The following is a 12,605-nucleotide window of genomic DNA, read 5'->3' on the forward strand; positions in this document are numbered from 1 at the left end:
TAGGGAGGGGAGGAAGTCAATCCAAGCTGTTCACGAATCTTACCAGCGACAACTTTGGCAATACCTGTGATATTGCCAATGATGTTATCAATGGCTTCACCTGCATTTAAGTTATAGTATTGACGGCGACTAATTCCCATACAACAAGCCCGCTCTTTTGCACAAAAAGTAGAGCGACTAAGATTTTTTTGGGGGTAGCTTATCTCTATCAGGGCGGTGGCAATAATGGATTGATGATGTTTGGCAGGTATCTTGGTCAGATATTCGGCAAACTCTACCGCCAATGATGACAGCAGAAAATCACGACTGGCTTGGTCGTGGTAATAGTAATAACGATAACAAGCGTCAGCAAATCGGCTGACCCCTGCAAAAGACTCGGCAACGGCAACAAGCTGGTCTTTGGGGATTTTATGGGCGTTGTGTTTCATGGGGATTTCCTTTTGTTTTCTTGGTTATTATAGGCGGTGTGCAAAATGTGTGTCAAGTTTTGTACTACCGCACAAAGTTCTGCACAAAACCCAAGTCCTTTATTTATAAGGATTGCAACAATACTTTGTGCAGGACTTTTTGACTTTTATACAAAACTATTATAGAGATAAATTTAAATTTAAGATTTGGCATAAATGCTTATTTGGTTAGTAAATTATTTAAGCCTATAAAGGTTTTGGGTTAAAAATTAAAAGTCCTGCACAAACAAAAGCCCCAACCCTTGAATATCAAGGCTTAGGGCTTTGTGCGGGACTTTGTGCAGGACTTTTTGAGTATTGCACTAGGTTTTGTTAAGTGTTTATTTTACAAGGGTTTTTGTTTTGTGCAAGACTTTCGTTTGTGTAAGACTTTGTTTTAAGAGTACCAATCACTCCGCTCAATGTCATTTTTAAACCCATTAAAGCGATAGCCAAGCCAAAGTTCTCTTGAGCCTTGATAATTGCCAATCTCGCCAATAACAACCCAAGTGGCTTGCTTGTGGACTTGACGGTTTTGGGGTAAGCGATACCAAAGTCGTGCGGTGTCTATACCTTGTTGGGCGTTGATATAGGCACAAAATTTGTTTTTGCCCACTGCTGTGTCGCCGTTTCTGTGGCAATACATTTTGTAAGCCATATACAGTTCGTGGGTGGGAGCGGTGTTAAAACCAATAGGTAAAATGCCAGCTTGCCAGTCTCTAAAAAACCGCTCCCAACTTGGCATAGAGACACCAATCAAGCGTTCTTTTGCCTTTGTCATTGGTGGGTGGGTGTGGGCGTTTTGCTCGCCTAAGTCGTAGTTCATGAGTACCGCCAAAAACGCCCGGATGACGGTTTTGTGTGGGTCGTCTAGGGCATCGGACACGGCTTGGCGTAACTCGCTTGATATAAGCTGGCTTGGATTGACGACCATAAAACGGCGGTCGCCTTGCTCCAACTGTAAAGGCATAATATCGTTAGATAAAAACACGCAATTCACATAGTTGTCCTGCACCCAGCCGTTTGAGTATTTTTTTGAAATGTAAATCTTGTTGCCTGTGATAAGCTGTTTGATTTTGCCCATGTGGGCGTAACGGTCTTTACCACTAAAAATCTCTTCAAAGACGGCATACATTTTATCCACAACCCATTCGTTATACTGCTCTTCAAGCTGACCTTGACCGAGCGTTACAGCATACTCACCATAAATCGCACTCATGACTTTGTCAAAAAACATAGATTTGCCTGCACCTTGTAAAGCTCCATGAAAAATAAGGGCGGTGTCCATTTTTGTACCAAGGTTTTGCAAGGGTATGGCAAGCCAACGCATTACCCACACAAAAATAGCGTGGTCGCCATTGCACAAGTGCAACAATAAATCCGTGATAGGCTTGGCTTTGGTGTAACATTCATCATAGGTCAAACCATCATCGTCCAAGCCATTTAGGGCAAGTCCTGCAAAGCTGTTGATATAATCTTTGCCATTAACAGGACTATCAATGCCCGCAGGTCTTTTGTCATCCGATGGATCAAACCAGATATTCTCTGGTGAGATGGTGGCACGGCTTGGCGATTTGAGCCAAACATCAAATTCGTTAGGGTGTGCCATTCTTATTGTTTCGGCTAAAAAGCGGGTTTTTAGGCGATTATCCCAAATCTCTTTTGTGCCAAAAATCAAAGCATAACGCTCAAGCATACCGCTAATGCTTTGGTCTGCCTTGCCCCGTCTTTGGTTGTCCACATCGGACTGCTCAATCGTTGCCGTGTCGTGCAAAAAGAATGCGTCTGCCACTTTTTTGCCGACTTTGTGGGTAAACTGGGTTTTGGTGTATTCCATTTTTTGTACAAGGTCATACACCTTATTACTCATTTTACCGTTATTCACGATTTTGGCAAAGTCTTTTAAGACTGTCTTTAATTTTTCGCTATCAGCAGGAGCAAGGATTGGCTTGACTGGCTCTTTATCGGTATTTGGCTTAGTTACTGGCTGACTTTGGGCAACCGCTTGATTTTGGGGCGTAGGGGTATTTTGTGGGGTGTGATTGATTATGACCGTTTGGTAATTGGCAAGGGCGGTGTTGATTTGGGCGGTTACTTCGTCAAGCCCAAAAGCTAGGTGCAAATCATTAAAATCGGTCAGCTCGCCCACATCTGTGCGAGTATCGCCTTTAAAGTTGGGACTAATCCACGCACCGCCCGTCATTTGAGCCGAAGTGGTGGCAGAATGAATACCGTCATTTTTGCCTGTCTTTTGAGCGGTGGCTTTGTCATCATCGCCACAAAACAACAGGCAATGATTGGGGTAAAGCTGGCGTAGTGTAGGAGCGACTTTTTCCATATTTTTGGCATTAAATGCCACAATGACGGCATATTGCCCGCCTGTCGCCAAAAGCAGGCTCGCTCCTGTGGCATAGCCTTCACAAATTAAAAGGGTGCCTGTGTCGGCAGGGTTGCCAAGTGTGCAAAATGCACCGCCAACCAAGCCATCTTTGATAAACAGTTTTTTGCCGTCTTTGTCAATGGATTGGATATTGCACAGGGTTTTGATGCCTGTTTTGTAATTGTGAAAATACAAAGGAATTAACAAATTACCCCTTTTATCCAGCTTAACCCCTGCCTTGCCCGTATTTGCAATGTCGGCAATGCCCTTTTTGGTAAGATAGGCGTGCGTTTTGCCCATTATTGGACTAGCGGCAATAAAACGGCTATAAGCGGTATCGGCAACCTTTTTCCATTGCAACTTCTTGTTTTGTTTTTCTTTTTGTTCACGGGCGAGCTTGTCGGCTTGCCATTTGGCTTTGTCGGCATCGCTCATTGCACGACCGCCATCAACGCCAAGCACGCCAGCAACGGTCTCATAAGCATCACGCACCGACTGCCCTGTGTATTTGATGACAAGGTCAATGCCGTTGCCTGCACCGCAGTTATTACAAATCCAAGTGCCGTTGCCTTGCTTGTCATCACAGCGGAAACGGTCTTTACCGCCACAACAGGGGCAGGGTTGGTGTTTTTTGCCGTTGCCTTTGAGCTTAATGCCCACGGCAGGAAAAATACGGCTAAGCCAATACCCATTTGCTTGGGATTTAATATAATCAAAGTCTAAGGGTGGGCGTTTTTCATTCATAACCAACCCCCAATGCCAAACGCTCCAAAGCACAAAATACCCTGTCATCGGCAAGCAGTGAAAATCCGTCTGCTGTATCGTCCATGACTTGAATGGCTTCCCATGCAGCATTGTGATCGCCTAGACAAATGCGTTTGATGAGTGTTTTTTCGGTGGATTTGCGAAAATCAGCATAAGGACGCAAAATACGCCCAATGCGTGATAATTCGCCCTGCACCGTCCACATGTCGCCATAACGGATGTTGTGAATGCTGGACACATCGCACACGGCACGCAGTCTCGCCCAAATCGCAAGCTCGCTCGCCTTTGGGTGTGCCATCTGTGCTGACAAATCACGCACGACCGTCTGTAAAATGGCAAAATCCGCCTTGGACAGTGTGGGCGTGGTAGGGCGGACTGGCATGGGGGCAGTCATGAGCTGACGAGCCACACGCTCACACTCGATAAAATAACGGCGAGCCATCTTACCCTGCTCGTTACGCTCGACCATGGAGAGTTCTTTTGCCATGTCTAGGGTGATGGCATACTCAATCAAGGTGGCATTATTGGCTTCCATTTTTTTATGGAAGCGGACAAAGTCTTGATTTTCCACAAAATCATAATCGGCAATGCGATTTTTTATCCATGTGGAAAAATCTTGACGGCTTTTTAAAAATGCGTGTAACTCACGAGCGTTTACCGCTTGAATGAGTGTATCGTGGGGTTGAATTTGGGGTAGGTTTGTCATATAATAATCTCGCTTATTGTGCAATTTAAGCATTTTTGCCCCTAGTTTTCGCAGAACTTGGGGCTTTTGCTTTTAATCATCTGATTTTTTTGGGGTCTGTGGGCTGACACTGGTAAAATAGGTAAGGTTGTCTAACTTTACCTTTGATGGGATGCCCCTGTAAGTCCAGTTATAAACCGTATTGTAGTTACGCCCTAAAAAGCGTGCCACGGATGACACGCCCCCTAGTCTTTCAATCAATTCTTTATCTGTCATTGGATTGCTCCGATACTTTCAATTTGTTTATATAATTATACACAATATGAAAATTTATTACAAGCAACTTTGAATGCAATTTCTCTTCATATTGTGTATAATTAACAAAATGAGTGGCTTTTGGCTTGGGGCTGACAATGTCAAAACAAGTAGAAAAAAAAGAACACGAAACTTTTGTGCGGTTCCGTGAATTTGTCAAAGATAAAAATATTGAGATTGCCAAAAAGTTACAGGTTAAGCCTGCAACGGTAACCAACTGGCGATGGCGGGGTATCGCCCACGATAAGATTATTGCCCTTGCTCAAATTTATGGTTTAGATGCTCATTATATTGCTACAGGGGAGCGGTCTATTCAAAACCAAGTCAATAACCAACACGGCTATATTGGCGGTTCGGTCAGTCAATCGGTGGTGAGTAACTACGCCAGTCAGCTAACTGGGGGTGATGATTGGCTAACGATTATAAACAACGATATGTTTCCTGCGTTCGCCATCGGCGACTGTGTGCGAATAGATGCCAAAAAAGAAGCACAGGCGGGCAATTATGTGTATGTGGACTGCCAGGGCAAAAAAATGCTCCGCAAGTACCGCCCAAAAGGATTTGATGAGCACGGCACGCCCTATACGCACCTTGTGGCGGAGAATGATGACTACCCTGTGATAGACAGCCGTCATCAAGCCTTTACCGTGCTTGGGGTGGCGGTGGAATATAAGAGAAGGTTGGTGTAGGGGTGGTTAAGATGAGCTCTAAAACAAAAAATATTTTGCAGGCACTAACAGAGCATGGGCGACAAGGCATTGACCATGTTCTACGCACCATGCCTTATGACACACTTATTCTGCACATTAAGGATATGACAGCACAAGGCTGGGTGGATAGTGTCATTACCGACATGGCAGACGGTAGCGAGCTGTTAGAATGTTGTGAGATTACACCAGCTGGCAGGGAACATCTGCAAACATTGCAATCCACCATTTGGGACAAATCCATCAAATGGCTCAAAGACAGCGAAAACAGCAAATGGGTGCTTGGTTCATTGCTTGTACCTTTGCTTATTTGGGCGATGGATAAGCTGCTGTTTTGACGATATTCGCTTCTGTCTGGACTTGCCTAGCTGATAAAATATCCAGCCACCAAGATAATAAAACAGCAGAGATAACCAAAATGGTATTGGCTCATTCATGATTGCCACAATCACATCAAACATATTACACCCCGTAACCGTTGATTAAAGATACCTATCCAAATTGATCAGCGTTGCTTCGCCTTTATTTATGATGGCAATATACCGCTCAATATCGGCAACATTCACTTTATCATCTCGTCCTACTTTTATCAATGTACGGTTTAGTGCATCTTGGGCGAGTGTGTCTACCGTGCCAATCTCTACAAATTTTTTGGCTTTGGCTTTTTGATAGCCCCAATAATAGGCAAGGCAGGTTAGGACACACATATTTAACAAAACAAGCATAGCCCACACAATCATATTGTTCATTAAGTCTCCTTAAAAATACACACTTTGTTACAATTTAATCAACCGTCCGTCAGGGCGGTTTTTTGTTATCTTGTGAATATTTTAGCATATAAAATTAACATTTTGTTAAAAAATTTCTTGCACAATATTTTCATATTGTGTATTATATTCCCATCACAACAACTTAGCTAATTATTTATGACAACTCACAAACTGGCCGCCACCATGGGCGAATTTATCCTAAAAACAGCGATGATTGGTCTTTTTGCCCTGCTGTCAATGCGTGGGTGCGACATTGCCCTAAAAAAGCAGGCACAAGTGGACTATCAAGAGTGCCTATCATGGCAAGCGGACGGACACCCCATCAAGTGTGATGTGGAGAAGTACAGATGAAACCTAAACAAGCAGACAATGGAGCAAGTCCTATCATTGACACACTTTTGATACGTATGAGCGAGCTTGACCGTTTTAGCGATGATGAGTGTGCTATCTCGGGCAAAGAGCTGTTACCGCTTGATGTGGTGGTGGATGAGGATGGTGACTTTGGGATTGTCAGCCGAGCGGTGGGCTATTCGGTGGCGGCGGGGGATAAACTTGGTTGGGGTGTTAGCTTTGTTGGTGTTATGCCGTCAGTAACCTATGAACACCACGCCCCAGTCCGCACCATTTATGAGACCGAAGGTGTGGAAGCAAGGGCGTATCTCGCCAAATATCTAGGGGGCAGAAGATGGTATTAAAAATCGCCAAAATCCGCCGTGAACTTGCCAAAATCAGCTTTACTACCGCCCACGCCAAAATCTATAAAGCCAATGCCATCGCTCATCTTTTGACTTATGAACGCAGTGTGGCGAGCGGTGGCGAGATGGATTTGTCCGCCCTTTTTGCGGTCTATAACTATCTGTCGTGGCTGTCTAACCATGTGCGTGAGATTAACGATAAGCAAGTACTGCCAAGCGAGCGCCTATTTTTGGCAGATGCCATGGCGTTTATTTTTAATATTTATGAAAAACAAAGGGGTGTGTGATGAGCAGACCATCAATGGCGATGGACGCTCGGCTTTTTTGCCAAGAGCGACAAGAGCTTGTTTTTAATGAATTTTGTCTAAAAGCACAACGGCTACTAAGACGCAACCCGACAGGGCTGACGGTGGCAAATACACAAAGACAAATTGGTATGTCTTATAAGACCGCCATGCGAGTGCTGGCACTGGTGGCGGTGGAAAAAGACGGTAAATTTTATCAAACCAATCAACGTAACCAACCACTCGGAGGATAAAGATGAGTGAATTTAAAGCAACCGACACCTGTGAATTTATCACAGACTTGACCGCTGGTGCCTTTGCCGAACAAATCGGTGTTGCCATCAGCGATGTGTGCAGTCAAGTGGTCGCCACGGGAAAAAAAGGTCAAATCAAACTAACCTTTGATCTCAGTCCCATTGGCGAGAAAGGCATGGGTCAAATCCAAGTCAAGCATAAGCTCGACTACACCGCCCCTGAGACCTTTGGCACACGCAAAGAAGACTATGCCCGTGAAACGTCCATGTATTGCCACACGGACGGCAGGGTAAGTCTGTTTTATGAAAATCAACTTTTTGGTCACGAAGCATAGGAGCTTATTATGTCAAACATTTTTGAAAATCACGAGTCTGACTTAGCAGTCATTGCCGACTTAACACGTCCAGACATCCTTAAATTTGGCGACAATGGCATTGCCTATAACGGCAACATTGAGCTTGGTAATATTGATAGATTTCTTGACGCTCGCACTCGTAAGCGTGGCACATTTAGCACTGATGATTTGGATTCATTCGGTGAATTTGTTGAAGTGCATGGCACGGCAGCAAATACTGAGATTTTTATTGACAAATCAGCGATGGAAGCGATGGCGGTGCTGAACTTTGGCGATGACAATTATCCGATGGGGCATTGTGATTTTTGTGCGGCACTGACCGCCAAGCCGACCAAGGTGTATAAAAAAATCACTGGTTTGCATAATTATGGGCGTGTCAGCCAAAAAGACTTTGCGGCGTTCTTAGAAGATTGGGGTGGTCAGTTTGTTGCTTTGGACGAAAATGGCGAAGAGATCCCGATGAAAAAAGCCATCGCTGTTATCCGAGACATGAAAATTGACGAGCTTGCCGAAAGCACGAGCCAAGTCGGTAATTTTAGAGAGTCTCGCTCACGGCTTGAAACGGTGGCGGTCAAATCGCAAGCAGGGCTGTTGCCAGCGTATTTTGAAATCAAAAACACGCTGTATGAGACCCTAAGCGAGCCAAAAACCGTACGGCTTAGATTGTCTATCAACACCGCCAATGGCAAGCCTGAATTTACGCTGTCCATCGTAGGTTATGAGCTTTTGACCGAAGAGTTGGCGAATGACTTTTTGCAAGCGGTCAAAGATAAGCTGGATTCTGAATTTTGCTTGTTCTTTGGTAAATTTCAAGGTTGATTTTGGAAAAGCATACAGCCACGAGGTTTGTGGCTGTATTTATGTAACGCGAGAATTAGCGAAGCACATGGTAAGATTGTGAGGTAAAAAAGATGGAAGAACTGACTGCTGTATTAGCCGAGATGGGGCTTGTCCCCATCGATTGGGTAACTGCCAGCAAGTTTGCTGAGCTGACAGGCATCGACGAGCACAAACTGCCACACCGCAAACGCAACTGGACTGAGGATGTGGTGTGGACTAAACAAGATGGCAATGTATATTACTCTTTACGGGGATACAATCAATGGCTAAGCGAACAAGCAAACAAACGCTACCAACAGGCGTGCGGATCAGAAATAACTGCGTACAAATCTACTTTAACCACCGCCGACATGCCTACCGCATCACCCTACCACACCCAGCGACTGCGGAAGGTATCAGCGCAGCCGCTAAAATTAGAAGTGAATTAATCACAAAGGCAAAATGGGGTATCTTAACCGATGATGATATTGCCAAAGCCAAAGGGCTGGCGGTCGAAGACAGCATTATCACCAACGGTGTACTGTTTCAAGAGGTCGCTCAGCGGTTTTTAACTCATTGCGATGCCAACTTAGACACCAAAAAAGGCTATGTACGCATCTTGGAGCATCACTGGATGCCTGACTTAGCACTGGTGCCCATCACTCAGATTGATGTAGACATGTTGCGCGGTCTGATTATCAAGCGTGATTTTAAGACGGCAAAGACGCTCAATAACTGCCTGACGCCGTTGCGCGGTGTGTTTCAGTCGGCGATCGAGGCTCGGCTAATTACCGAAAACCCGATTAATCTGATTAAAAACAAAAAAGTACAGATTGATTTGCCTGACCCTTTTACGCGGAACGAAATGACCGCCCTGCTGACATGGCTGGACGCCAATATGCAAGATGATGACCGCTTGTATTATTGGTACTACGAGCTGGCATTCTGGTCTGGTATGCGACCGAGCGAAATGCTTGCGCTAAAATGGGATGATGTGGACTGGTTTAATGGCACACTCCACATCCATCAGAGCCGTGTGCGCGACATTGAAAAGTCGGTCACTAAGACGCACAAGGCACGCACGCTGTATCTTAACGAGCGCTCAATGCGTGCCATCGAACACTTAAAAGAGTTGCGCGACCATAGCAAGCCAAGTCAATATGTGCTGATTTGCCCCGAGACAGGCGAACCGTTTTTCAATGAAAAACCGCCACGACTGCGACTCAATGACGCCATGAAAGCTTGCAGAATTAGACACCGTCCAGCGTACAACGCGCGACACACCTATGCAACAATGCTGCTGATGGACGGTGTAAACCCTGTCTTTGTTGCCGACCAGCTCGGTCACAGCCTGCAGATGCTGATGAAGCGGTACGCCAAATGGATGCACGGCGACAAGAACAAACAAGAGATTGCCAAGCTCAACACGAAATAAGACGATAAGCCCCCAATTGGGGGCTTTTGTTTTGTCTGGGCAATCGGATAGTTTGACTTACTTTTTGACTTACAAAGCGTCAAAACTATGATATAATATCAAAACAGAAATAGCTAACTTGTTGATTTTTAATCATTAAAATTTGATAGAATTTGATAAGGCGTGATGAGAGCGGGTTCAACTCCCGCCATCTCCACCAATTATTACCATAAACATCAAAGACTTGGCTCATATTTTGAGTTAAGTCTTTTTTGTAGGTAAAACCAAACACTCCATAAGACAAGAACCCAAAACATAACAGCTTTTCAAATCATATTCTAATAATCACCCCATTGATAAAGAAGGAAATATCAGCGTTTTTTCTTCAAAAAATCTTCATCGCCACGCACTTGTTTCTCAGACAGATATCGCCAATAACGAACGGGCAGATACTGCTTGTGCAGCTTGGAATTGATACGTTCTTTGATGGTTACATTGGCAAAATATCCCTGCCAAAATCGCTGATAACGAGCTTCATCATCACTCCACACCGAGCGGCTGTCCGCCAATACATCATCATCAATCCCGACAATCATTTGCACGTCTGTATCGCCCTGTCTTGACAAAATGCCATAACCCCGCTTGATGTCATAAATGGCAAAATCTTGGTCTTGATAGCGTGCCTTAAAGTGATTGGTGATGAGTGGCAGAACATTAAAATCGGGATTGATTTTGGCAAAATACACCCCGTCTGTGGTATGCTCAAAGCGGACAAAGGCTTTTATGCGGTGTCGCTCTCGCCCGACTGATTTGACCGTTTGGTGCAGAGTCATGACATCGGGGTGGGCATGGTCTTTTAGGATGTTTTTTGTGGGGTTGGCTAGGGCGTATTTGACCACACCAAACAGCACGTTTGGGATATAATCAAACTCGGATAAGTACGCCCACATGAGCTGTCTGATGCCATCTTTGCCAAGCGTTTGGGTGAGCTTGGTCAGCACCCGTTCGGCTTTGGCAGGGTCGGTTGTTACGTCCATGACCGTGCCAAAAAACTGCGGTGCGTACTGATGACGACACACCAATGTCGCCCTGTCTGTGTACTTTTGCTCATAGCAGACAAATACCGCCGTCAGCCAGCCATCAAAATCGCTGTCATGGGTTAGGGTAATGCCATCATCAAGGGTTAATAAATCCAAGTTATTTCCCAATTTGTCAAAATAAAAATATCATAGGAAGCAAACACCATTACACGCCCATATGATAAAAACATCTTAGGGCATATTGATAAAACCTTAAAACAAAGCAAGCTGTCCCGTTCGTTCATCTTTGAATTTGGTTTGAGTTTGTCCGATAAGATATTGCCTAAAATTATCCTTGGTCAAATGTGCCAAATGCTCATTTTTGCCCGACAACGCCATAAAATACTTGGCACGATTGACCGCCGCCCCCATCTTTTGGATATGCTCCAAAGTCAGCGTGCGAAACTGCCTTGCTTTGATGATTTTTTTGGCGGTCTTCACCCCAATGCCAGGTATGCGAAGTATCATCTCATAGGGAGCAGTTTGGATATGCACGGGGAAAAACTCACGGTGGCGTATCGCCCACGCCAATTTGGGGTCGCACTCTAAGTCCAAAAAAGGCTCGTCAGGGGTGACAATCTCATGAGCCGAAAAACCATAAAACCGCATGAGCCAGTCGGCTTGATACAGGCGATTTTCACGCACCATCGGCACAGGCGTGGAGAGAGCAGGCAGATTTTTGTCTGCCAACACAGGCACATAGCCTGAATAATACACCCGCCTTAGGTCGTATTTTTGATAAAAATGACTGGCAAGACTCACCACTTGTAAATCCGTCTCCCCCGTTGCTCCCACTATCATTTGGCTAGTCTGTCCTGCAGGAACGAATTTGGGGGCTTTTTTGTGGTGTTTTTTGCTGTCTTTGAACACCACAATCTCATCTTTGACCGTCTGCATGGGGGCTTTTAGTTGGTCGTGAGTTTTTTCGGGGGCGAGCAGTTTTAGCCCTGAGATGGTCGGAATCTCGATATTGGCACTTAGGCGGTCAGCATACAGACCCGCTTGGCGTAAAAGCTCAGGCGATGCCCCTGGTATGGTTTTTAGATGGATATAACCGCCAAAGCGTTCTTCTTCACGCAGTCGCCGTGCCACTTCAACCAGTCGCTCCATCGTATAGTCAGCACTTTTGAATATGCCTGAGCTCAAAAACAGCCCTTCGATGTAGTTTCGCCGATAAAATTGCATGGTCAAATCCACCACTTCTTCGACCGTAAAGGCGGCTCGGGGCGTATCATGGCTACGTCTTGACGTGCAGTAACTACAATCATAGATACAGTGATTGGTAAATAGGATTTTGAGCAGGCTCACACACCGCCCATCTTCGGTAAAACTGTGACAAATGCCCGATGTGGACGAATTGCCAAGAGAGCCCCCTTGGTTTTTGCGGTTCGAGCCTGATGATGAGCAAGAAACGTCATATTTGGCGGCGTCAGCTAGGATGTTAAGCTTGCCTTGGATACGGTCAAAATTAATGGTCATGGTGGGTGATGATAATCCTTGATAAAATAAAACTTGATAAATATATGTGTTGATAAACTGTCTTAGTATCGGAGTATAACTTTATGATTTTATTAAAATTTTAAATTAAATGGGGTGTGATACTTCAATTTCAAGAGATTTTTCAATTTTTCAATTT

Annotated in this window: 16 protein-coding genes; 9 read left to right on the plus strand and 7 right to left on the minus strand. The window is 44.9% G+C overall.

Features of this window, described 5'->3' with window-relative positions:
• The 4 genes from B5J94_RS07270 to B5J94_RS07285 form a co-directional block, all read right to left on the minus strand.
• The coding region (locus B5J94_RS07270) for a hypothetical protein (protein WP_143821933.1) at positions 1–428 on the minus strand (428 nt) is incomplete at its 3' end.
• 415 nt (positions 429–843) lie between these two features.
• A complete protein-coding gene (locus tag B5J94_RS07275) occupies positions 844–3,681 on the minus strand; it encodes a DUF5906 domain-containing protein (protein ID WP_228144554.1) in 2,838 nt (945 codons plus the stop codon).
• Complete coding sequence (locus tag B5J94_RS07280; protein ID WP_228144555.1) at positions 3,563–4,330, minus strand: antA/AntB antirepressor family protein; 768 nt, start codon at positions 4,328–4,330, stop codon at positions 3,563–3,565. The genes B5J94_RS07275 and B5J94_RS07280 overlap by 119 nt, the downstream gene beginning before the upstream one ends.
• Positions 4,331–4,369: 39 nt before the next feature.
• Positions 4,370–4,552 carry a hypothetical protein gene (locus B5J94_RS07285; RefSeq protein WP_062498693.1) on the minus strand — a complete coding sequence of 61 codons (183 nt, stop codon included), beginning with the start codon at positions 4,550–4,552 and terminating at the stop codon, positions 4,370–4,372.
• Positions 4,553–4,689: 137 nt separating this feature from the next.
• On the opposite strand from B5J94_RS07285, the gene B5J94_RS07290 reads away from it, so the two are divergent.
• Positions 4,690–5,280, plus strand: coding sequence for a LexA family protein (locus tag B5J94_RS07290; RefSeq protein ID WP_143821934.1), 591 nt, complete (start codon positions 4,690–4,692; stop codon positions 5,278–5,280).
• Between the two features lie 11 nt (positions 5,281–5,291).
• On the plus strand, positions 5,292–5,636 hold the full coding sequence (locus B5J94_RS07295) for a hypothetical protein (RefSeq protein WP_062498692.1): 345 nt from the start codon (positions 5,292–5,294) through the stop codon (positions 5,634–5,636).
• A 144-nt stretch (positions 5,637–5,780) separates the two neighbouring features.
• Here the strand turns inward: B5J94_RS07295 and B5J94_RS07300 are convergent, their stop codons facing one another.
• The gene (locus B5J94_RS07300; protein WP_062498691.1) at positions 5,781–6,047 is read right to left on the minus strand and encodes a hypothetical protein; all 267 of its coding nucleotides are present in this window, start codon (positions 6,045–6,047) and stop codon (positions 5,781–5,783) included.
• A 177-nt stretch (positions 6,048–6,224) separates the two neighbouring features.
• Between B5J94_RS07300 and B5J94_RS07305 the strand changes: the two genes are divergently transcribed.
• From B5J94_RS07305 to B5J94_RS07335, 7 genes are all read left to right on the plus strand, one after another.
• Positions 6,225–6,419 (plus strand): hypothetical protein, encoded by a 195-nt coding sequence (locus B5J94_RS07305; RefSeq protein WP_062498690.1) that lies wholly within the window; start codon positions 6,225–6,227, stop codon positions 6,417–6,419.
• Positions 6,416–6,763 carry a hypothetical protein gene (locus B5J94_RS07310; RefSeq protein WP_062498689.1) on the plus strand — a complete coding sequence of 116 codons (348 nt, stop codon included), beginning with the start codon at positions 6,416–6,418 and terminating at the stop codon, positions 6,761–6,763. Before B5J94_RS07305 ends, B5J94_RS07310 begins: the two co-directional genes overlap by 4 nt.
• Positions 6,754–7,050, plus strand: a complete 297-nt coding sequence (locus B5J94_RS07315) for a hypothetical protein (protein WP_062498688.1) — start codon at positions 6,754–6,756, stop codon at positions 7,048–7,050. The genes B5J94_RS07310 and B5J94_RS07315 overlap by 10 nt, the downstream gene beginning before the upstream one ends.
• Entirely contained in the window at positions 7,050–7,301 is a 252-nt protein-coding gene (locus tag B5J94_RS07320; protein WP_062498687.1) for a hypothetical protein, read from the plus strand. The genes B5J94_RS07315 and B5J94_RS07320 overlap by 1 nt, the downstream gene beginning before the upstream one ends.
• Positions 7,302–7,303: 2 nt before the next feature.
• Positions 7,304–7,636 carry a hypothetical protein gene (locus B5J94_RS07325; protein WP_062498686.1) on the plus strand — a complete coding sequence of 111 codons (333 nt, stop codon included), beginning with the start codon at positions 7,304–7,306 and terminating at the stop codon, positions 7,634–7,636.
• A gap of 9 nt (positions 7,637–7,645) precedes the next feature.
• Positions 7,646–8,476 carry a DUF2303 family protein gene (locus B5J94_RS07330; RefSeq protein WP_062498685.1) on the plus strand — a complete coding sequence of 277 codons (831 nt, stop codon included), beginning with the start codon at positions 7,646–7,648 and terminating at the stop codon, positions 8,474–8,476.
• Positions 8,477–8,759: 283 nt separating this feature from the next.
• Positions 8,760–9,911, plus strand: a complete 1,152-nt coding sequence (locus tag B5J94_RS07335) for a tyrosine-type recombinase/integrase (RefSeq protein WP_062498684.1) — start codon at positions 8,760–8,762, stop codon at positions 9,909–9,911.
• Positions 9,912–10,261: 350 nt separating this feature from the next.
• On the opposite strand, the gene B5J94_RS07340 is transcribed toward B5J94_RS07335, so the two are convergent.
• Together B5J94_RS07340 and B5J94_RS07345 are read right to left on the minus strand one after the other, a co-directional pair.
• Complete coding sequence (locus B5J94_RS07340) at positions 10,262–11,086, minus strand: TIGR03915 family putative DNA repair protein (RefSeq protein WP_062498683.1); 825 nt, start codon at positions 11,084–11,086, stop codon at positions 10,262–10,264.
• A gap of 96 nt (positions 11,087–11,182) precedes the next feature.
• A complete protein-coding gene (locus B5J94_RS07345; protein WP_062498682.1) occupies positions 11,183–12,448 on the minus strand; it encodes a putative DNA modification/repair radical SAM protein in 1,266 nt (421 codons plus the stop codon).
• Positions 12,449–12,605: the final 157 nt, after the last annotated feature.

The sequence above is a fragment of the Moraxella lacunata genome (assembly GCF_002027545.1).
Taxonomy (GTDB): domain Bacteria; phylum Pseudomonadota; class Gammaproteobacteria; order Pseudomonadales; family Moraxellaceae; genus Moraxella; species Moraxella lacunata.

Bases quoted from the DNA above. Each gene is read 5' to 3' on its own strand.
- B5J94_RS07275 (WP_228144554.1), bottom strand. From the start codon at position 3,681: ATGCTGCATGGGAAGCCATTCAAGTCATGGACGATACAGCAGACGGAT.
- B5J94_RS07280 (WP_228144555.1), bottom strand. From the start codon at position 4,330: ATGCTTAAATTGCACAATAAGCGAGATTATTATATGACAAACCTACCC.
- B5J94_RS07285 (WP_062498693.1), bottom strand. From the start codon at position 4,552: ATGACAGATAAAGAATTGATTGAAAGACTAGGGGGCGTGTCATCCGTG.
- B5J94_RS07290 (WP_143821934.1), top strand. From the start codon at position 4,690: ATGTCAAAACAAGTAGAAAAAAAAGAACACGAAACTTTTGTGCGGTTC.
- B5J94_RS07295 (WP_062498692.1), top strand. From the start codon at position 5,292: ATGAGCTCTAAAACAAAAAATATTTTGCAGGCACTAACAGAGCATGGG.
- B5J94_RS07300 (WP_062498691.1), bottom strand. From the start codon at position 6,047: ATGAACAATATGATTGTGTGGGCTATGCTTGTTTTGTTAAATATGTGT.
- B5J94_RS07305 (WP_062498690.1), top strand. From the start codon at position 6,225: ATGACAACTCACAAACTGGCCGCCACCATGGGCGAATTTATCCTAAAA.
- B5J94_RS07310 (WP_062498689.1), top strand. From the start codon at position 6,416: ATGAAACCTAAACAAGCAGACAATGGAGCAAGTCCTATCATTGACACA.
- B5J94_RS07315 (WP_062498688.1), top strand. From the start codon at position 6,754: ATGGTATTAAAAATCGCCAAAATCCGCCGTGAACTTGCCAAAATCAGC.
- B5J94_RS07320 (WP_062498687.1), top strand. From the start codon at position 7,050: ATGAGCAGACCATCAATGGCGATGGACGCTCGGCTTTTTTGCCAAGAG.
- B5J94_RS07325 (WP_062498686.1), top strand. From the start codon at position 7,304: ATGAGTGAATTTAAAGCAACCGACACCTGTGAATTTATCACAGACTTG.
- B5J94_RS07330 (WP_062498685.1), top strand. From the start codon at position 7,646: ATGTCAAACATTTTTGAAAATCACGAGTCTGACTTAGCAGTCATTGCC.
- B5J94_RS07335 (WP_062498684.1), top strand. From the start codon at position 8,760: ATGGCTAAGCGAACAAGCAAACAAACGCTACCAACAGGCGTGCGGATC.
- B5J94_RS07345 (WP_062498682.1), bottom strand. From the start codon at position 12,448: ATGACCATTAATTTTGACCGTATCCAAGGCAAGCTTAACATCCTAGCT.